The sequence below is a fragment of the Ferrimicrobium acidiphilum DSM 19497 genome (genome assembly GCF_000949255.1).
GTDB lineage: Bacteria > Actinomycetota > Acidimicrobiia > Acidimicrobiales > Acidimicrobiaceae > Ferrimicrobium > Ferrimicrobium acidiphilum.
Window position 1 is genome coordinate 1 of sequence record NZ_JXUW01000021.1, and the last position, 18,495, is coordinate 18,495.

Annotated in this window: 19 protein-coding genes and 1 pseudogene; 15 read left to right on the forward strand and 5 right to left on the reverse strand. The window is 55.5% G+C overall.

Going from position 1 to position 18,495, the window contains the following annotated elements; all coding sequences use genetic code 11:
- Both istB and FEAC_RS15605 read left to right on the forward strand, forming a co-directional pair.
- Nucleotides 1-674 (forward strand): annotated as a pseudogene (istB, locus tag FEAC_RS09840) (IS21-like element helper ATPase IstB); the annotation flags it as partial.
- Nucleotides 675-1,157: 483 nt separating this feature from the next.
- Nucleotides 1,158-1,412: a transposase gene (locus tag FEAC_RS15605; protein WP_236684638.1), complete on the forward strand. Its 255-nt coding sequence runs from the start codon at nucleotides 1,158-1,160 to the stop codon at nucleotides 1,410-1,412.
- 268 nt (nucleotides 1,413-1,680) lie between these two features.
- On the opposite strand, the gene FEAC_RS09850 is transcribed toward FEAC_RS15605, so the two are convergent.
- On the reverse strand, nucleotides 1,681-3,003 hold the full coding sequence (locus FEAC_RS09850) for a hypothetical protein (protein ID WP_035392172.1): 1,323 nt from the start codon (nucleotides 3,001-3,003) through the stop codon (nucleotides 1,681-1,683).
- Nucleotides 3,000-3,968: a DUF2249 domain-containing protein gene (locus FEAC_RS14795; protein WP_081901303.1), complete on the reverse strand. Its 969-nt coding sequence runs from the start codon at nucleotides 3,966-3,968 to the stop codon at nucleotides 3,000-3,002. Before FEAC_RS14795 ends, FEAC_RS09850 begins: the two co-directional genes overlap by 4 nt.
- A gap of 819 nt (nucleotides 3,969-4,787) precedes the next feature.
- On the opposite strand from FEAC_RS14795, the gene FEAC_RS09860 reads away from it, so the two are divergent.
- The 4 genes from FEAC_RS09860 to FEAC_RS09875 are packed head-to-tail and all read left to right on the forward strand — an operon-like array spanning nucleotide 4,788 to nucleotide 6,164.
- Entirely contained in the window at nucleotides 4,788-5,012 is a 225-nt protein-coding gene (locus tag FEAC_RS09860) for a DUF2249 domain-containing protein (protein WP_052566186.1), read from the forward strand.
- Entirely contained in the window at nucleotides 5,009-5,365 is a 357-nt protein-coding gene (locus FEAC_RS09865) for a metal-sulfur cluster assembly factor (RefSeq protein ID WP_201773893.1), read from the forward strand. The genes FEAC_RS09860 and FEAC_RS09865 overlap by 4 nt, the downstream gene beginning before the upstream one ends.
- Nucleotides 5,362-5,715 (forward strand): hypothetical protein, encoded by a 354-nt coding sequence (locus FEAC_RS09870; protein WP_152623184.1) that lies wholly within the window; start codon nucleotides 5,362-5,364, stop codon nucleotides 5,713-5,715. Before FEAC_RS09865 ends, FEAC_RS09870 begins: the two co-directional genes overlap by 4 nt.
- Complete coding sequence (locus FEAC_RS09875) at nucleotides 5,715-6,164, forward strand: hypothetical protein (protein WP_035392168.1); 450 nt, start codon at nucleotides 5,715-5,717, stop codon at nucleotides 6,162-6,164. The genes FEAC_RS09870 and FEAC_RS09875 overlap by 1 nt, the downstream gene beginning before the upstream one ends.
- Here the strand turns inward: FEAC_RS09875 and FEAC_RS16430 are convergent.
- On the reverse strand, nucleotides 6,121-6,831 hold the full coding sequence (locus FEAC_RS16430) for a zinc ribbon domain-containing protein (RefSeq protein ID WP_082055644.1): 711 nt from the start codon (nucleotides 6,829-6,831) through the stop codon (nucleotides 6,121-6,123). The two genes, FEAC_RS09875 and FEAC_RS16430, sit on opposite strands and share 44 nt — an antisense overlap.
- A gap of 248 nt (nucleotides 6,832-7,079) precedes the next feature.
- Between FEAC_RS16430 and FEAC_RS09880 the strand changes: the two genes are divergently transcribed.
- Entirely contained in the window at nucleotides 7,080-7,547 is a 468-nt protein-coding gene (locus tag FEAC_RS09880; RefSeq protein ID WP_035391147.1) for a glutathione peroxidase, read from the forward strand.
- A gap of 208 nt (nucleotides 7,548-7,755) precedes the next feature.
- Complete coding sequence (locus tag FEAC_RS16105) at nucleotides 7,756-7,881, forward strand: hypothetical protein (protein ID WP_269078266.1); 126 nt, start codon at nucleotides 7,756-7,758, stop codon at nucleotides 7,879-7,881.
- Between the two features lie 545 nt (nucleotides 7,882-8,426).
- On the opposite strand, the gene FEAC_RS09885 is transcribed toward FEAC_RS16105, so the two are convergent.
- On the reverse strand, nucleotides 8,427-10,976 hold the full coding sequence (locus tag FEAC_RS09885) for a bifunctional acetate--CoA ligase family protein/GNAT family N-acetyltransferase (protein ID WP_052566187.1): 2,550 nt from the start codon (nucleotides 10,974-10,976) through the stop codon (nucleotides 8,427-8,429).
- On the reverse strand, nucleotides 10,976-11,428 hold the full coding sequence (locus tag FEAC_RS09890) for an RrF2 family transcriptional regulator (protein WP_035391145.1): 453 nt from the start codon (nucleotides 11,426-11,428) through the stop codon (nucleotides 10,976-10,978). The genes FEAC_RS09885 and FEAC_RS09890 overlap by 1 nt, the downstream gene beginning before the upstream one ends.
- Before the next feature lie 87 nt (nucleotides 11,429-11,515).
- On the opposite strand from FEAC_RS09890, the gene FEAC_RS09895 reads away from it, so the two are divergent.
- From FEAC_RS09895 to FEAC_RS09925, 7 genes are all read left to right on the forward strand, one after another.
- The gene (locus FEAC_RS09895; protein WP_052566188.1) at nucleotides 11,516-12,655 is read left to right on the forward strand and encodes an alkaline phosphatase family protein; all 1,140 of its coding nucleotides are present in this window, start codon (nucleotides 11,516-11,518) and stop codon (nucleotides 12,653-12,655) included.
- A gap of 50 nt (nucleotides 12,656-12,705) precedes the next feature.
- Nucleotides 12,706-13,191 carry a proteasome activator gene (locus tag FEAC_RS09900; RefSeq protein WP_035391143.1) on the forward strand — a complete coding sequence of 162 codons (486 nt, stop codon included), beginning with the start codon at nucleotides 12,706-12,708 and terminating at the stop codon, nucleotides 13,189-13,191.
- Nucleotides 13,188-13,670 carry a ribose 5-phosphate isomerase B gene (gene rpiB / locus FEAC_RS09905; RefSeq protein ID WP_035391141.1) on the forward strand — a complete coding sequence of 161 codons (483 nt, stop codon included), beginning with the start codon at nucleotides 13,188-13,190 and terminating at the stop codon, nucleotides 13,668-13,670. Before FEAC_RS09900 ends, rpiB begins: the two co-directional genes overlap by 4 nt.
- Nucleotides 13,663-14,760, forward strand: a complete 1,098-nt coding sequence (locus FEAC_RS09910) for an alpha/beta hydrolase family protein (RefSeq protein WP_160290376.1) — start codon at nucleotides 13,663-13,665, stop codon at nucleotides 14,758-14,760. Before rpiB ends, FEAC_RS09910 begins: the two co-directional genes overlap by 8 nt.
- A gap of 11 nt (nucleotides 14,761-14,771) precedes the next feature.
- Nucleotides 14,772-15,929, forward strand: coding sequence for an amidase (locus tag FEAC_RS09915; RefSeq protein ID WP_152623186.1), 1,158 nt, complete (start codon nucleotides 14,772-14,774; stop codon nucleotides 15,927-15,929).
- Between the two features lie 61 nt (nucleotides 15,930-15,990).
- Nucleotides 15,991-17,559: a 3,4-dehydroadipyl-CoA semialdehyde dehydrogenase gene (locus FEAC_RS09920; protein WP_035391134.1), complete on the forward strand. Its 1,569-nt coding sequence runs from the start codon at nucleotides 15,991-15,993 to the stop codon at nucleotides 17,557-17,559.
- A gap of 188 nt (nucleotides 17,560-17,747) precedes the next feature.
- The gene (locus tag FEAC_RS09925) at nucleotides 17,748-18,362 is read left to right on the forward strand and encodes an RNA-guided endonuclease InsQ/TnpB family protein (protein ID WP_052566189.1); all 615 of its coding nucleotides are present in this window, start codon (nucleotides 17,748-17,750) and stop codon (nucleotides 18,360-18,362) included.
- Nucleotides 18,363-18,495: the final 133 nt, after the last annotated feature.

Here is an 18,495-nt window from a genome sequence, read left to right on the forward strand (position 1 = left end):
GACGCGTTTCGTGAGCAGCTAGAGAGTGTCCAATACCTCGAGCTCAGCTTTGAGGAACGCTTCGCAATGTTAGTAGACCGGGAGGCAATGGATCGAGAGGCCAGAAGGGCTCGCTACCCGGCTTAGAGCTGCCAAGCTCAGACATCAAGCCAGCATTGAGGACCTCGACTTTCACACCCCGAGGGGGACTGGAGCGTTCGATGATCATGGGCTTTAGCTCATCTCACTGGGTAGATGCACACCAGAACATTCTGGTCACCGGTCCAACTGGAATAGGTAAGAGTTACCTTGGGTGTGCACTTGCCTACGCTGGGATTCGATCTGGCCATAGTGCACTGTACCGGAGGGCACCAGCTCTCTTTGCGGATCTAGCCATCGCCAGAGGTGATGGAAGGTATCTGAAGGTACTACAGAGCCTTTCACGTGCTGAGATACTAGTCATAGACGATTTCGGACTCACACCACTCACAGGGAGCGAACCCTCGGACCTATTGGAAGTATTGGAGGATCGATCTGAACGCAAGTCGACCATCGTCACCTCACAGCTTCCCGTTGACTCCTGGCATGAGGCACTTGGGGATCCGACGCTCTCTGATGCAGTCCTCGATCGTCTCCTGTGTAACGCTCACGTTATCCAGATGAACGGGGCCTCCATGAGGACAAAGAAGTCATGAGTGTGAGCCGACAAGAACAAAGTCGAGAGCCATTACGTAACGTTACGAAACCATCGTTGTCAAGGATCTGCGAGGGGCCGGGATGCACCCAGATTCTGGGCCAACAACCCAGGGGAAGACCGGCCCGGTACTGCTCGGCCGCTTGTCGTGTAGCTGCTCATCGACGACGAAGGAGAGGACCGGTCACAGCAGAGGTGCACTTTGGTTCCGCTAGTACAAGAAATCGAAGCGAGGAGCGGTCGTGGATGGTCAAGCTACGTCGCGACAACGACGAACTGATCGTTGTCATCGGTCAGAGCAGAGATGGTGCACAGCGTCTCGCTAGCCGGCTCAACGATTTTCTCAACTGAGGATACAACCATCCAAGATGGAGTAGAACTCCGACCTTTGGGGTGCACATAAATCAATCGAAAAGGAGCCAATTCTCGACCCATTAGATATACACTTCAAGCAGTCCGTCTCGCGCCCTCTAGGGGGTGGCACATTTCAGCGAGAACGGGTGGCACATTTCAGCGAGAACAGGTGGCACACTTCGCAGGAATACGCACTTTTGTGACCAATGGACCGACAGAGTCGATGAACAACCTCATTAAGCGGATCAAGCGCATCGCCTTTGGGATGACGAACTTTGCGAACTTTAGAATTAGAGCGCTCCTTAGCGCTGGTAAGCCCGACTGGTCACTGCTAGCTACGGTTACCCCGGTGACAACGCATATCTCTAGCGCACTTGGTTCGTAACCCGAACCAACTAACCCAATAAGTAAGACAACAGGGAGAACCCCTTGTCCCCTCTTGCCCGTTCATGGGTTGTGTAGTTTAGAACTCTCCACATGACGGTCCCAATCTGGCCAATCACCTCAGATGCGCTCAACGACTTATCGATTCCTGGTCGATCTTGGTGCCGGATTACCGCTGATTTCCGAAGATCCCGCAATAGGAGTTCAAAAATGACGCGGCTCGACCTGCAACTGTGTGCTCGTATCGGCAGGCAAAATGATCAAATCCCTTATCTGGCGACAGTCGCCAACATGCGGATCGGAAGCCATGACAAGTTGACTGCCACGGCGAAACCTGTGAGAATGAATAGCAACCCCGCTAGCGCCGTCGCGGCCGAAAGTGAGGCTCCCAGGCCAAGGCACAGCGCTGCGATACCGACGCTAACAGTAACGTATGTGACTGTCGCCAACTGCTGGCTATAGAGATCGGCGAACATGAGTTGCTTTCCTGATGGACCTACAGCCACGCCACGAGCTCGAAGCGCTGACCAAAGAATAAATGGTACAACTTTGTGAACATGACCCACCAGAGCCTCGAGTAACCAACCACCAAAGGCGGCCATCGCGGCCGCCGCCAGCGCCACACCAAGATGGAAGTGGTGTCCTAGCGTGAACACGGAGCCGATCGTGAGGCCAACCCCGACTAGCAGCCAAAGCGCCGATGTCATCACGAAGACGAGATGTAGATCAGCCTTGCGACGGCGATGGCGAATGTGAATATATAACGACAATAGATGGGCTCCAAGGCCCACGGCTAGAATCAGCGCACCAGGGAGGGCTAAGTCCAGAATGTTCCAGGCCAACCCGGCAGCCAGCAATGCGGCTCCAGGAGGTATCGCCCAAACTGCAATGAGTCCGGCCCTGTGGACTCCTGGAATATGCGCAAGCATGAACATCGACCATAGTTTCTCGGCGATCCCGACATAGGCGATCCCGAGCCAGCCAAAGAGTCCGATTACCGCCATCGCAATTTCAACGTGGCCAGCAAGGTGAAACCAATGCCCCTGCCTGTCGCCCACAAAGGCGATACCCAAGAACGTCGTCAGCAAAGCGCCCACGAGGGAAAAGCGCAACGCGGTAACCACGACACCCTTCCCTTTGACCGAGAGTGGCTGGGTGAGGTTGACCACCAACAAGATAATTCCAACCCCTGCGAGCGCGCCACTCGCCGCAGTGATGCCAACTTGTTCGGTGGCGATCCCGATAGGCAGTAACCACGATGCGGCTAGCCAGGTGACGAAAGTAGCTCGAGCTAGCCGAATCGAGCGTAGTGGTCTACCGGTAATCACCGGAGTGAACTGGTGCATCGCACCGATAACTCCCATGGCGAGCGTAGCAAGCACTCCGAAGTGCACTGCCGTGACAACTGGATCCGTAGTCGGATCGCTGGCTGCGAGGCTTCGTGCCCATATCCAGGCGACACCACAGGCGATCAGTCCAGCTGACGCAGCAGCAAGGAACGCTAGCGGAACAGAGGGTGGTGGTACAGCGCCTGGCAACCCAGGTGGTCGATCTTGCCAGGAACCAGAGCGACCGGCCTGGATGACACTCACCGGGTCGTCCCCACGGAACGCCCGATCTTCACCCGCCAAACTCGGGGTCCAGCTTCCAGATAGTCCCAGATGAACTCGCCAGCGTGTTCTGCCTCGAATTGGTATCGAAGTGGCCGAGGATCATGGTCATTGAGGAGTAGAAAGTCCTCTCCTGGAGCTAAGGCATCGAAGGTGGAGAAGATCGCCTCATGCCGTTTCGCTGGCGCAAGAGGGCGTACGTCGAGAGTATTGATATCATCAGTCTTCCCGGTAGAGCGGCGGGCGCTGAGTTCAATTGGTACCGTCCTCACTGAGCGGATCAGTCGATGCAACGCAGAGGTCACCTTAACGGCTAGTTCGGGTCGTGGTGTTCTTAACGTCACCCACGCACTCGCGACCAGACGGCATGCCTCTTCGCCTCGACCACTCTCGGCTAGCAGATCTCCGCTCTCGAGTAACAGTGCTAGAAGGTCAGCCTCGGTGTCCGGTACTGCGCGATTCTCGGTGCCCGGAGTATCGGTCTGTGCCGCTTCAGTGAGGTTGTGCATCTGGGCCAACAAGTGTGAAAGGCTCACCGTTGAATCCGCCCGAAGCGCAGGAAGAAGGAGCTCATTCTCCTTGGCTGCATGAGTGGCGAATAGGTGCCGGATCGACTCGGCCAAGATGGTTATTTCTGCTGGGTCAGAGGACCTCCCTAGCGCCTCGACTGAAGCCGCCAGCTCTCGATGCTCAGCGATCATCTCTGCTACGGCTTCCCTCAAATTCGACAAACTATTTGCAGCCTCGTAGATCGAGTGCTCCTCGGCTATCGCGTGAGGAAGTACCTGTTCAGCCAGATAGGCTAGCAGGTCGGCCGTCACCGACTCATAACGACCCTCAGTTGTCAAGGTAATCAACAAGGCTTCGACTCGTTTCGTCACTTGACTTTCAAGGTCTTGGTGGTGAAGCAACATTGCCTCGAAGGCTTCGGTCTCAGTGTTCGCCATTATTTATCCTTCCACGCCTATTGGCACCGGTGGAACCGCTTTCTTGGGTCGTCGTACTCTCTGAGTATATCTACTAACGACTAGAAATACAATCCCCTTCAGGTAAGCAGAGCCGAACCTTGATGGTGAGCTAGCCTGACAACGGCGTAGCCAGAGCAACGGTGCCTCTTCGGGAGACGAGAGACCATGCAAGCAAGAAAAATGTGTATCGCTGTTGTAAAGTCATTGCCCGCACTGGGAGCGCTAGATCGCCAGTGCGACGATATCTCTGCTGTGGCTGACCGGGCGCTCGACACGGCACGTCCTAGGTTACCCTTTTCTGCATCGCTATCTGTGTGGATGTCGGCTGTTCGTTATGGGTTTATGCGGTGGTTCACTAGCTTCTAACGTCCAGGACGTCCACTTATTCGCTCTATGGCATCTGTATCTCGGCTTATCGAGCTAGCGTTCTCATGCACACCACCGCGAGACCTGCAATGATCGCTCGCTGTCGCAGGGGTGACGACGTGACCTCCTGTCACGCAGTGGTATATCCAGGTACATGGAGGATCAGTACCAACGGAGACATTCGCTCTCCGTTGTAGCCGGGTTTTCAGCAGCCGCTTGTCATCTGCATCCTGCAGAAGATTATCCGCGAAGTGAATCGCCACTGTGTGAATCGCCACTGTGCGAATCGCCACTGTCCGAATCGCCACTCAAGCTGGGTCTGACTCGGAAATCTATCTCAATACAGAGTCGAAGACGTGCGATAAGTTCTAGTATAAAGTAGAAATATAGGTAAAGACTGGAAGTTCCAGATACCTGAGAAAGGAAGTGGCGATGGCTACCGTTGATGCTCGCCCAATTATCGCATCGGGTGCTGAGCCCTTCGAAGCAATCATGGCGGCGGTTGGTGCGCTTGGCGACAGCGAAGAACTCGTGGTATTGGCTCCATTCGAACCGATACCATTGGAGGGCGTCCTCTCGTCGGAGGGGTTCTCCTATACCGCGGAGGATATTGGTGAAGGCGACTGGCGGGTCACTTTTCGGAGGTCATTCTCTTGAGTGCCCCCATAACAGGCGGCGAAACCTTCTCGCTCGCGTCCGAATCAGCTGTAGTGAACGCAACCTGGAGTGCTCTGAGTACCGTCTATGACCCAGAGCTATGCCTCGATGTGGTCTCACTTGGTCTGGTCTATGACGTACGTGGGAATGACACTGAGGTGCATGTGGAGCTTACCTTGACCACCCCGGGTTGTCCGGCATCAGAGAGCCTCCCCGCAATGGCACGAGCCGCCATCAGCGAGGCTCTTGGTAATAAAGTAGCGGTGGATGTCCGGGTGGTGTGGGATCCACCGTGGAGCCCAGCCATGATGACTGAAACTGCCGCTCGCTCGCTCGGATTCCGGGGCCGGTGAGGCAGACTGCTTCGCCAAAACGCCGGGTGAGAAGAGGACTCATACTCTTTCTCCAGCCAGGCGAAGATTACCAGCTACGGTTCGATCCGTACCTCGATGTCTCTGACCAGACTCCGAGGCAATGCAGTGAGTTAGGGGCAGCAAGGTATCGCAAACCTACTCTCGATGCCGACCTCATTGATGAGAAAGAGCCGAAGACCCTGTACCAGCAGCTTCACGCGTTATATGACACCGAACTCAACGCACTGAGCGCGAGTGCTCAGCCGCAAACCCACGGCCGCCAGACCAAGCGAGTCATGAGATCGCCAGATGCTCCGCTTGAACAGAGTACTCTCGAGGCACGGCTGTGATGGAAGAACTAGTGTGGTCGTTCATCCTGTTTGTTCACATCCTCGCGGCAACCTTCTGGGTCGGGGGCCAACTAATGCTATCGGTAGTGGTGGTACCGCTACTGCGCAGAGCACGACCAGAATTGCTGCGCGAGATAGCAGGACTTACGGGACGAAGATTCACGAACATCACCAACTTCGGCCTACTTCCTACTCTGGTTGTCACTGGAATCCTTCTCGCCTGGCATGATGGGGTTCGCCTTAGTAATCTCAACAACACCGACTTTGGGCATGTTCTTGAGGTCAAGGTCGCCCTTGTCATAGTGGTCTTCATCCTTGCGAGCTTGCATGGAGCTGCTGCCCGTCGTCTCTCGCGACGAGGGGTAAGGAGTCTCGCGATTACCACGATGATATTGTCAATTGCGATCATCGCACTGGCGGCGACGCTAGCAGTCCTCCCAGGGCCGTGACATCCCGCTTCAAAATACATATACATCTATATGCACCTCTTTTGTTTTCGCTCTCCCGCCGCCTTCGTATGTTCTGCCCTATCCGCAGGGACAGAACTAAGGCGAGTCGATGGTTGCCCACCTCCCAGTTCCAACTCGGCTTTCCATTTGCGCGTAGGAACCTCTCATCAAGGATCTTCTTCACTTCCCTATAGGGAGTGAACCGGTTGATCTCGTGATCTTCGATCCTGTTGAGTAGGTTCATGGCAGCTACGTGATCTACATCACCCTGCCAGTTACAATCCCAATAGGGATTGCGACAGTGAAACACATCCCCGTGTCGGTTGTCATGATGGACATACCCACACCCTGGATCAGGACATGTTTGGCTGCTGTAGGCCGCGTTGACCGTTTTAATGCCGGAACCTCCGACATAGGCATGTACCGTAATGCGTTCTTGGTTCTCGTTCCTTGCCCACGATGAGCAGAGTCGAGAGATGTTCTTGGACTTAGCCTTGCCTTGCAGGTGAGAGAGGTCTTCGATGCTTGACGGCGATCCGGAACTCCCAGGTGCGCTAGGGATCAGCTCAGCGAGGCATTCGAATGACCAAGTCCATGGGTCGATCGCTGCTCCGGTGTTCGCTGTCTGGAACGGAGAAGCAGAGAGTGGCGCTTTTAATTCTCTAATCTGCGACCTCTACACAAATCTTCCACCATGCCAGCCATCGGCTGGAATTTGCTGTTTATCAGGGCAACGCCGGTTTAGAGGCGAGTTCCGTCTGTGCTTGACTGCGCCACCGTAGCTGACTAGTCAATACTGGATGTCTCGGGAGCAAGGTTTGATGTTTCCGCGATTGCCGGGATTAATGTGGGTCGTCGTCGGGTTGTGTTTGGTAGCCGATAAGGGAGGTTGTCTTGTTTCCGTACGAGTTAGAGATGGAGCGCTTGGATGGCTCGAAGGAGTCGCTTGGTGATCGCAGGGGTGACGTTCTGTTGGTGGTCAATGTCGCTTCTCAGTGCGGTCTGACGCCACAATACGAAGGTCTTGTTTCACTGCACCATAAGTATCAAGATCAAGGTTTTACGGTTTTGGGTTTTCCCTGCAATCAGTTCGGTGAGCAGGAGCCGGGATCGTCAGAGGAGATAGCGACCTTTTGCTCTACTACCTACGGAGTTGACTTTCCAATGTTCGCCAAAATTGAGGTGAATGGCGAGAATCGTCATCCTCTTTATCAGATTCTGACTGGTGTTGAGGACGGGGAGAACGCTGCCGGCGATATTCAGTGGAACTTCGAGAAGTTTGTAGTCTCTCGCGATGGATCAGTGATCCGTCGTTTCCGACCAATGGTTACGCCAGAGGATTCAGAGCTTGTGGGAGCCATCGAGGAGTTGTTGGCCAAGTAGCCTGTTCTACTCTGGTGGCGGACTTCCGCCAGAGTTAATTGAACTGATTTGGAGTCCTCCGACCGACCTGCTGCTGCGAGTCGTAGACACAAACTACGGGTTACCTTGATCAAACGAGAATGCAAACCCAGTCTAAGGCTGGGGTCGAGTGACCCAGGTTTCATTCCAGGGCTAATAGCGCCGGAGACACCCTATCGATAGGATAGACATGGGTATCCGTGAGCGCATGTATCCCGAAGAGACGGAACTTCCTGCTCTCTTAGGTCACTGCGCCGATGTTCGCTATGTCTTGAATTTAGTGCGCATCTCAGGCAGTCCTGCTCGCGCTATCTAGTGGCCGACGAACTTGAGCGAAAACAGGTGGTAATTGTAGCGAGAATACGCATCTATAAACCGACCAACTGGAGAGTAGATGAACGAGAGTCCTTAGCCGGCCGAAAGCTAACGTGTTTTGGATATTGAGTCAATGCGCACCTCGTACAATTTCGGCAGGACACCGTACGCTATGTCTTGCAGGACACCGCACGACGACCCAGTGAAGCGTTAACCACCATAAGCCGCGTAAATTACTCAGGAAGTACCAGTCCGTAAGGCTGGGGAGGATGCCACCTTCGAGTGTTGCGCAAAATGATATCCTGCTGCGGGTTGGAAACCGCTAGTGACGCCATGTGTCTATCGCAGATTGGAGTTGCGTGTGACTATTATCGTGCGATTTAGGCGTCAGCATGAGCCAGTCGAGGCGGAGGCATGATGGTCCTACAGATTTGATTGTCGACTGGATCTATTCCCACGCGCCGAGCTGTAGGCGTTTTGAGTAGCGTGATGCAATGCGTTAGCTGTTCATAGAGGTAGCAGCGTTGGTTTTTAGTAGTTTTCATGCTAATGAATTGAACCAGGGGCACGGAGACTCCTGGTCACCATCTGTGGCTCAAGCGGTGAATCACGCAACAGCAGACGAACTCCGCGCAGATAGAGCCCCTTTGTAGTTAGCGAGATGGGATCGAGCAGCATCGCATTGATCGTATATAACTGGTCTGCAATGCCGACGAGTGTCTTGGTGAGTGCGATCAGTGGAGTGCGATCTATAACCGGAAGCTTCTGGTAACCGTCGGTGATGGTGATCCCCGGAATCGAAGCGATGAACTCATCGACATCCTGATTTGTCTGCGGTAGCGCTCGTAGTGATGTCGCCCCAAAGAGATCGAATGCAACACCAGACAGACTGCCGCGCAAGAAGGGTCCATAACGGCTGTCGTGGATGAGCTCAATGCGCAGCAACACACTTCGGCCCTCGAGCTCCTCCCTTCGGGCACCGCTCGGTGCCGTCATTGGGAGCCCAAGCGCGATGGCGATGTCGCGAGCCTGCCGGCCCTCCACCATTCGTTGGCCTGACTCAATGATGGCGGTGAGATCGTTTGGCATCGCTATTGGCTCGGTTTTGAGCGACTCGCCGCTTGGTCGGCTCCTCCATCGCGCGTATTCGGCCATTCGTCCGAGGGCGATTGCGGCGCTCTCCGGAAATGAATACGAGGGTATCTTCTGACCGTGGCTAGAGAGTGCCGCTGGGACACCTGGTAGCGCCAGAAAGTTCGCGAGCACCGGTTTGATGTTTTGGTTGGACGCGGCATTGGCGATGGCTTCAGCTACATGAGCTGCAGAATTTATCGCTGGGTTTGGATAGCCACTCAGACCGCGCTCAGTTGGAGGTGCAAGCGTTCGCGGGTCACTCGTCGAACCTACCACTGTGGGAATGTAGCAGACGATGGCGGCGTCGACGGCTTCGTCGGCCAGAAGCGCAGCCAGCCGCTCGCCCCATTGTGCTGGCGTTGCAGAGGGATCTAGCTCGATCGGGTTGTCGGCACCTACGATTGCTTTGGAACTGGTAAGGGTGGCGAGCTCCAGCCCTGCTGGTGTCAGTGCATCGGCGACCAGTGGCCCGGTGCCGCCGGTGTTGGTCAGGATGGCTACTCGGTTGCCATTAGGTAACGGTTGATCAAGGAACGCCCGTGTCAGCTGAATCAGCTGTTCAAGCGTGTCTAACCGGATCACCCCCGTCTGGCGCATGAGCGCTTCGACGGCCCCGTCATAGTCCAGCTCTCCGAAGGCCAATGATGCCGGAGCATCTCTGCGCCTACGAGATTTTACCGCCAGTACAGGCTTGGCGAGTGAGACCCTACGTGCGATTCTTGCAAAGCTGCGAGGATTGCCAAAGCCCTCCATGTATAGGAGGACTATGTCGGTCATGGGATCGTCCTCCCAAAATGCGAGTAGGTCGTTGCCCGAGATGTCAGCCTTGTTGCCAGAGCTTACAAAGCCAGATACACCAATCTCGGCCCGCTGGATCTCGGCGAGGATTGCGAGTGAGAGTGGCCCAGATTGCGCATGAACCCCGGCTCCTCCCTGTTGGATGGTGACGGGAGCAAGAGTGGCTTGGAGGCCAAGTGCCGGGGTGGCGATGCCCATGGAGTTAGGGCCGACGACGCGGATGCCATTGCGTCGAGCGAGTGCAACTAGTTGACGTTCTACAGCCGCGCCATCGCGTGACGTATCTGAGAAGCCTGCCGATATGATAACGATGCCTTTGGCCTTTATGGCCACAGCATCCTCGATGACATGCAGCACGTCCTTTGCGTTGACTGCGATGATCACTAGATCAACCGGTTCGGGTAATGCCTCCAAAGTTGGGTAGCAGCGCACGCCACGGATGGAGACAGCCTCGCTGTTGACCGGATAGATGGTTCCAGAGAAGCTGCCCTCGAGTAGGTTGGCAAAGACTAGATCGCCGACGCTGCCGGGGACTCTACTCGCGCCGACCAGGGCTAGTGAGTTTGGACGCAGGATCGCCTCTATCGAGCGGGCGGTTGCTCGATGTTCACGAGCTGCCATCATGTCTCGCGATTGCTGGGTAGGGGTGAGATCGAAGCGAACCTGAACCACACCCTCCTCTGTGTGTCGTATGAGTTGATAGCCCGCATCACGGAATACTTTGAGCATTCGGGTATTGTCTGCAAGGGTGTCAGCGACAAAGCGGGTGATGCCGTTGGTCTTGGCGAATGCGGCCAGCTGTTCAAGCATGATCGACCCCAGGCCCCTCCCCTGGTGTGCGTCGTCGACCAGGAAGGCTACCTCTGCAACAGGGTTGCCCGGAATCCGATCGTAGCGGGCGACCGCGATCAAGCTACCCCGATAGTCGGCGACGAACGCCATACGGTCCTGGTAGTCGACATTTACAAATCGATTGAGCATGGATTCACTCAACTGTGGCATGGGGGTGAAGAAACGGTAGTACACGGTAGCGGGTGACAACCTTGCGTGTAGTTCGGTGATGCCTGCTGCGTCGTCTGGACGAATCGGCCGCAGGTGCACGGTTCGCCCGTCTGAGAGGATCGTGTCGGACTCCCAGCTGGTGGGGTAGCGACTGGCCGGCATTAGCGTCCCGCAACCTGCTGTTCGCCCGGTGCCATCCCTCTCGCACGATCGACCATGTCAGCTAGCGTGTAGGAACGCAGATGCTCGCGCATGTGACTGCCAACCTGCGCCCAAACATCACGCAGAACACACTGGCCCTCATGCTCACAAGCGCCATTCTCGTGCGGAGCTCCAAAGTTTCCAAGAGTAAGTGGTCCATCGACGGCGGATACGATCTGAGCGAGTGTGATCTGCGATGGATCCCTCGAGAGTATGTACCCCCCGCTGGCCCCCCGACGGGAGGTTACAAGACCTGCACCTTTTAGAGTGAGGAGGATCTGTTCTAGGTATGGCTGTGGTAGGCCCGTGCGTCGCGAGAGCTCCGTGACTGAGGTTGGTCGTTCGGAGCCTTGGTGCAGCGCAAGTGAGAGCAACGCCCTTGATGCGTAGTCTCCGCGAGTTGATACCTTCACCAACCAGTATCGTAGCCGGTTTAGGCGGTCTTCGCCGTGACATTTCGGATGCTAGATTGGGCTAGCCTGGTGTGAGAGAGAGGATACATGGGCGAACAGCTGGATGAGATAACGCCGCAGGACTCTTTCGTGGTACCGGACTATACGGCACCTGGATTGGCGACCCTGATGCCCGCAGTGGTTGATGTGGTTCGAGGAAGGAAAGATTCAGCAGGAGCGTTCCTCGGTGCATCGATGGATGATATCGATAGGGTCGTGGTGCTTGCGCTCGATGGCCTCGGCTTCTTCCAACTTCAACCGCGGCTAGGCTCGCTCCCGAATCTGGCACGTGGAGTGCTCCGGCGTGGCTATTCAGTTGGTCCGAGTACGACGGCCACTGCCCTGACCTCGCTCACGACGGGCGCAACTCCCGCTGAGCATGGAGTGCTCGGCTATCGCGTGCGTCTGGGCACTCATGCGATCTTGAATACCTTGCGTTGGAGCTCCTCGGAGCGTGAAGTGGCTGCACCGATTCCGATGGACTTTCAGCCTGTGCCGCCGTTCTGTGGCGAGAATCCTGCGGTGGTGACTAAGTACCTTTTTGCCAAAACAGGCTTTACCCAGGTTCACCTTCGTGGGGGCAGACTCCGATACTGGCATGCAATGTCAAGTATTGTCGAAAAGGTGATGAGTGCGGTCAAAGAGGGCGAATCTCTTATCTTTGCCTACTACGACGGCATCGACACTGTTGCCCATGAGTTCGGTCTTGGCGATGCCTATGAGCGTGAGCTGACGATGGTTGATACTCTGGTTGGGATGCTGATGGATCTACTTCCATCGCGTACTGCGCTGGTGATCACCGCAGATCATGGACAGGTAGAGGTGCTTCAACCACCAATTCGTATTGATGCCGAGGCGATGTCGCTCGTCAAACTCCTTTCTGGAGAGGGGCGTTTTCGATGGCTGCACTGTCAACAAGGGGCTGCTGACAGGGTGGCTGAGATGGCGTCTGAGCGCTATCACGATATTGCTCGGGTGTTGGTTCGCGATGAACTAGTGGAGCTGGGCGTCTTTGGCGGCGTCCCTTCTCGTTCGGTGTTGGCGCGAGTTGGTGATGTTGCGATCATTCCAACTAGTGCGGTCAGTTTCTATGATCCAGACGATGTCGGTGCCTTGCAGTTGATCTGTCGACATGGCGGATTAATGGCTGATGAGATGATCATTCCAATCCTGACCTTCGCCAGCTAGGCTTTTTATCATTGTTGTGGGTCTTAAATGCCCTGGATCGGAGGACGCAGATGTCAGAGGAACCTAAGGATTCCAAGGTATTTTTGTCAGGCGCAGGTGATAGCGACAGTGGTGCCAAAGACGACGCTAGCGTGGAGTCGGGCTCTGAGCTGGTCATGTCTCCAGCAAAGGTGTTGCGGATAGGATCGATGATACGGGCGCTTCTCGAAGAGGTGAAGGCGGCGCCTCTCGATATAAGCTCACGCACTCGCCTTGCTGAGATCTACGACACATCTGTGGCAGAGCTTGGAGGCGTGATGTCCGAGGACCTCACTGAGGAGCTGAAGGGATTCGCGCCAGCTTTTCGAGGAGGTGAGGTGCCCTCCGAAGCCGAGCTCAGGATAGCACAAGCTCAGCTGGTCGGTTGGCTTGAGGGACTTTTCCACGGGATACAGGCGACGCTAATGGCGCAACAGATGGACTCGCGTACTCAGTTGCAAGAGCTTCGTGCTCGTGGTCTTCCTCAAGGGTCGTCAGCACCAGGGAACTATCTATGACACTCGACGCTGTTGTGATCGCGATTGGTAGCGATCATGCCGGGTATCGCTTGAAGAGCAAAGTGGGTGCCTATCTTGCTGATCAAGGGGCGGTGGTGCTCGACTTTGGCACCACATCTGAGGAGCCGGTCGACTATCCATTATTTTGTGAGCCTGTGGCTCGTTCAGTGGCAACTGGCGCCGCCTCGCTCGGCGTCGTAGTAGGAGGTTCCGGGCAAGGCGAGCAGATTGTAGCGAATAAAGTGATCGGTGTTCGTGCGGCGTTGTGTTGGAGCGAACTCGGCGCCAGGTTGGCGCGCGCCCACAATGACGCGAACGTACTCGCACTAGGGGCTCGGTTGTTAGGTGACGACCTTGCTCTTGCAGTGTTGGAGGCCTTCATGCGAGGCGCCTTCGAGGGAGGGCGGCACTTAAAGAGGATCGACCAGATCCGTCAAGTTGAAGAGGGAGCGTCGTACATACCAGATGCGTTTGCGTAGACCAACACGTCCAACATTGCTAGTCGGGATCGTTGGGGCAGTAGTAGTCCTGATTGCCGCGCTCGTTGTTGCCAATCGGGGGTCTGGAGTACCAGCTCGATTGAGTGTTCCGACGGCTACTACCGTTCCAGGGCAGACCTCCGAGAGTGTTCCGATCCGGCCTCAACAAAGGCAAGTTAATGGGTCCAACATACGCGGACTTGGAGAGTATTCGACGACGGTCACAGAGGCTGGAAGAATACTTTGCGTGCCCACCACAGGGGCGTGTTCGACGAGAAGTTATCTATTACATGTTTACTATCCATCGATGCAACGCACACAAAATTCACCATTGGTTGACGCGACTCCGGCCACATCGGGTTCTCCATACCCTTTGATTGTCTTTGCAGCTGGTTTCAACGTCGATCCGTCTAACTATCTTCCACTTATCAGTGGATGGGTCCACAGCGGATATGTAGTTGCGGCACCGCGTTTCCCACTGTCATCAGCTTGGGCGATTAGCCACTACGGAGTAAATCTGTCTGATCTGAAGCTTTCGGATGCGTTCGAGTCAGATATGTTGAACCAACCAGGAGACATGCAGGCGGCCATCGCCGAGGTCACGTTGCTGAACCAGAATCCGTCTGTACCCCTTAATGGCCTGGTTAACACGAATGATATTGCAGCGGCTGGCCAAAGCGACGGCGGGGATACCGCTCTTGCCTTCGCGGATAATTCTTGCTGTCGTGACCCTGCGGTGAAGGCCGCAATTGTTCTATCGGGTGCCGAGTTCCCTCCCTACCGAGGTCAGTATTTCCCTTCGCCTGCGATTCCATTGATGGTAGCGCAGGGGACAGCCGACACCGTTAATCCACCTCAACTTTCTGCTCAGATCTATGCTCAAGCGCCAGCCCCAAAGTTATATCTTCAACTTCTTGGTGCCGATCATCTGGTGGCCTACACTGAGGTAGACCCCTATGAGCAGGCGGTGCTCAAAACTTCGTTAGCCTTTCTCGCCACCTATCTAAGAGATGCTCCCACATCGGTGACTCAGCTTGGAACGGTAGGCAATATTGCAGGTGTTGCTAGTGAGTCGGCTGATCTGTCGTGAATAACCCATGGATGATAGGCGAAATTGAGGCTTACCGTGAGGGTCTATTAAATGTCGTCGTTAAAGATATGCTCGACGTTGAAGGTTGTCCGACCACGTTAGGGTCCAGGCTGGTGGCGGCTACAGCAACGCCGGCCACCCAAGATAGCTCAGTGGTAGCCAGATTACGAGCGAGTGGAGTGCACCTGCGAGGTAAGGCGAATCTCGTCGAGTTCGCGTTTGGCGTGCACGGCATCAACCCATGGTATGGGACTCCGCGGAATCCGTTATCCGGCGATCTTCTCCCTGGTGGGTCGTCGTCGGGGTCGGCAGTGGCGGTTGCCTTGGGTGAGGCTGAGGTCGGTATCGGCACAGACACAGGGGGTTCGATTCGGATACCCGCAGCGTGTTGCGGGGTGATCGGACTGAAGCCTACCTATGGCCTGATCGACGAGACTGGTTGTGCACCGTTGGCGTTAAGTCTTGATACCATTGGAGTGCTAGCACGCACCCTCGCTGATCTCGCGGACGGGTTTTGCGGCATAGGCGGCATGTTGGAGGGTTCGGTTCCAAGTTGGATTGGACAGGTCAGGGTTGGAGTTCCAGAGTTTGACGATGTCGTCACCGAGGTGCTTCGGGGAATAGATATCCCCATGCATGCGGTAACCGACATTGACCTAAATGAACTTTGGCGCAATGGCAACACTGTGCTCCTGGTTGAGGCGTATCGACAACTTCATGACTACCTTGGTGAAGCTCATCGCCTCGATCCTCGAGGGCTCTCGCGCCTTCGCGGCGCTGAAACGATTACTGATGATGTCTATCTGGAGGCACTTCGATATCGAGATAGCGCACGAGAGCGCGCCTTTCGATCCTTGGGCATGGGCGAGGGTATAGTCGCCTTGCCCACCATGGCGGTTCAAGTGCCGCAGCTGGCCTCTTTTGATCTGACTTACATGAATCGACTGACGTTACCCTTTAACTATCTAGGCTTTCCGGCTCTTGCCCTTCCAGTTCGCGTGGGGCCACCAGCTCTCCAGGGGGAAGGGGCCGATGGCATGGTTCCATTCTCGTTGCAGCTAGTTGCGGTTGATCATCGAGAGTCACAGCTACTGACGGTTGCCAAGAAGATATACGAACGCTACGGCACCTACCATGCGGACTTGGGTACGACCGGCGTTCAGCACTAACCTAGTCGTTGGTCAGGCGTAGGTTTAATTTTCGCGTCGCGTTGAGAAGGAGGTCGGCACGGTGATCAGGCTGCAGCATCTCTTGGGCGGCAGGTGGGTAGATGGCGAGGGTGAAGGCACGCTGCTGCGGGATCCAGCAACAGCTATTCCTATAGCGTCCACGTCGGCCGTTGGGATTGATGTTGCAGAGCCAATCGATTGGGCTCGTCGTGTGGGCGGTGCTCAGCTGCGGGCGATGACGTTTGTCGAGCGCGCAGAGCTCCTATCGAGTTTTGCAGACAAGCTTCGCGAACAGCGTCCTTCCTATTATGACGCTGTTCTCGCGAACATGGGAGCTAATAAGCGCGACGCAGCATACGACATTGACGGGGCGATCGCGGTGCTTCGCTACTACGCGAGCCTTGGTCGAGTCCTGGGTGATCGGCGTACTCTGATGGAGCCAGGTACTGATCAGATGACGCGTTCAGAGGATTTCCGGGTAGCTCATCTGTTGACGCCTCGACATGGCATAGCCATCGGCATTAACGCCTTTAACTTTCCCGCTTGGGGCATGTTCGAGAAGGTGGCTACAGCGACACTGGCGGGGATGCCATCGTTAGCCAAGCCAGCCACTCAGACGGCGTTGGTCGCCTATCTCATGGTGCGTGATCTCTACGATGCGAATTTGGTTCCTGAAGGCGTGCTGTCGCTTTTGACCGCTGGCGGACGCGAGCTAGTGGAGCTGGTAGAGGAGGAGGACACACTTGCCTTCACCGGTTCTGCGGACACGGCACTGATGCTCCGATCGAATCGAACACTACTCGCTCGAGGAGCTCGTTTCAATGCAGAGGCGGACTCCTTGAATGCGATCCTGGCCCTCCCTGACCTTAGCGAGTCATCCCCTTCCGTTGATAGCTTGATTGATTCTGTCCTTACTGAGATGACGATAAAGGCCGGTCAGAAGTGCACCGCCATTCGGCGGGTCGTCGTGCCTCTGCATCTAGTCGAATCGGTGACCGACAGGCTCGTGGCCAGGTTGAGCTCTTTGAAGATAGGTGATGCTCGGAATCCGAGCGTTGATATGGGTCCTCTTGTCTCGCGCTCTCAGCAGGAGGCAGTTATTGCAGGGGCGGCGTTGTTGGCGCAGGAGGGCAAAACCGTTCTTGGAGGTGCCGGATCGATCAAGTTTGTCGATGTCGATCCTCAGGTTGCCGCGGTTGTGGCTCCGACGCTTATCCAAATCAGCGAGCCAGGTTCTGCAAAGCTCGTTCATGAGCTCGAAGTTTTCGGTCCCTGTGTGGCAGTGATTGGATATCGAGGGTTGGACGAGGGTATCGATCTGGTCAGGAGAGGTCGTGGTTCGTTGGTTGCTACTGTCGTCACCGATGACGATGCCGCTTTCGCCCAAAGCGCATTATCCTTAGGCTCACTACACGGGCGAATCGCACATCTAACCCATGATGGCGCGGCTGATAATCCTGGCCATGGCGTGGTTATGCCTCAAGGTATTCATGGCGGTCCCGGTAGGGCTGGAGGCGGCGAGGAGCTTGGGGGCCTACGGGCGCTGAATTTTTACCATCAACGCACTGCTATTCAAGCGCGAGTTCCGGTTCTGGAGGCGCTACGCAAGCTTTCGGCGGAGCTTGGCTGACCAAACCGGAGCGCAAAGCCCCGTCTGTAAGGGCTGGGTAGAGCGACCTCGATTACGTCCCAAAGTCAAGTCTGTCAGACTCCCTACCAATACTATGAGTATTCGTGAGCGACTTTATCCACAAGAAGAGGAGTTATCCGTTCTCGTGCGTCACTGCTCCGATACTCGCTATGTCTGGAATCTAGCACTTGAACAACGCAACTCATGGAGACGCCGACGATCACAGAGGATCACCACCCATTCTCAAGATGCTAGAACTCGCCAAAGTTCGTAAGCTAACTTGGCTCAAAGAAGGCTCGTCCACAATTCAACAACAGGCTCTTCGAGACCTAAATCAAGCATTTCAAAACTGGTGGAAACGACCAGACCATTTCGGGCACCCCATTTGGCCTAAAGCCGGTATCAATGAAGGCTTTGCCATACGGGATCTGTCCGTTCGACGGCTCAACCGCAAGTGGGGCCAGGTTCTTGTCCTTAAGTGTGGGTGGGTTAAGTTCCGCGTCACCCGTGAGTGGCGTGATATAGAGACAGCGTTGTCCGCACGAGTTACCAAAGATCGCGCCGGACGATGGTTTGTGAGCTTCACCCGTCTAGCTCCACAGATTGAACGCGAGCCTACCGGCGAGATAGTCGGCCTGGACATGGGTGTCACTCATACGGTGGCTACGTCCAAGGGCAAGTTTCTCGATATGAAACTACTCACCAACCGAGAGCGCCAACCTAAGAGGCGACTACAACGCAAACTAGCTAGACAGACCAAAGGCTCCAACCGTCGTAATGCTACAAAGCTATCAATGCCATAACCCCAGTAGAAATCATCGCTATCAACCCTGCATACACGAGCCTACGTTGTTCTAGGGTAGGTGTGATCCAAGGACGTGGAGGGACATCGTACGCTAACAAGCACCCAGACCCAGTGAAACGTCAACCAGCCGA

Bases quoted from the DNA above. Each gene is read 5' to 3' on its own strand.
- FEAC_RS09900 (WP_035391143.1), top strand. From the start codon at position 12,706: ATGTCAGAGGAACCTAAGGATTCCAAGGTATTTTTGTCAGGCGCAGGT.
- FEAC_RS09915 (WP_152623186.1), top strand. From the start codon at position 14,772: ATGATAGGCGAAATTGAGGCTTACCGTGAGGGTCTATTAAATGTCGTC.
- FEAC_RS09875 (WP_035392168.1), top strand. From the start codon at position 5,715: ATGGAAGAACTAGTGTGGTCGTTCATCCTGTTTGTTCACATCCTCGCG.
- FEAC_RS09885 (WP_052566187.1), bottom strand. From the start codon at position 10,976: ATGCCGGCCAGTCGCTACCCCACCAGCTGGGAGTCCGACACGATCCTC.
- FEAC_RS09895 (WP_052566188.1), top strand. From the start codon at position 11,516: ATGGGCGAACAGCTGGATGAGATAACGCCGCAGGACTCTTTCGTGGTA.
- rpiB (WP_035391141.1), top strand. From the start codon at position 13,188: ATGACACTCGACGCTGTTGTGATCGCGATTGGTAGCGATCATGCCGGG.
- FEAC_RS16105 (WP_269078266.1), top strand. From the start codon at position 7,756: ATGGGTATCCGTGAGCGCATGTATCCCGAAGAGACGGAACTTCCTGCT.
- FEAC_RS09860 (WP_052566186.1), top strand. From the start codon at position 4,788: ATGGCTACCGTTGATGCTCGCCCAATTATCGCATCGGGTGCTGAGCCC.
- FEAC_RS14795 (WP_081901303.1), bottom strand. From the start codon at position 3,968: ATGGCGAACACTGAGACCGAAGCCTTCGAGGCAATGTTGCTTCACCAC.
- FEAC_RS09880 (WP_035391147.1), top strand. From the start codon at position 7,080: ATGGAGCGCTTGGATGGCTCGAAGGAGTCGCTTGGTGATCGCAGGGGT.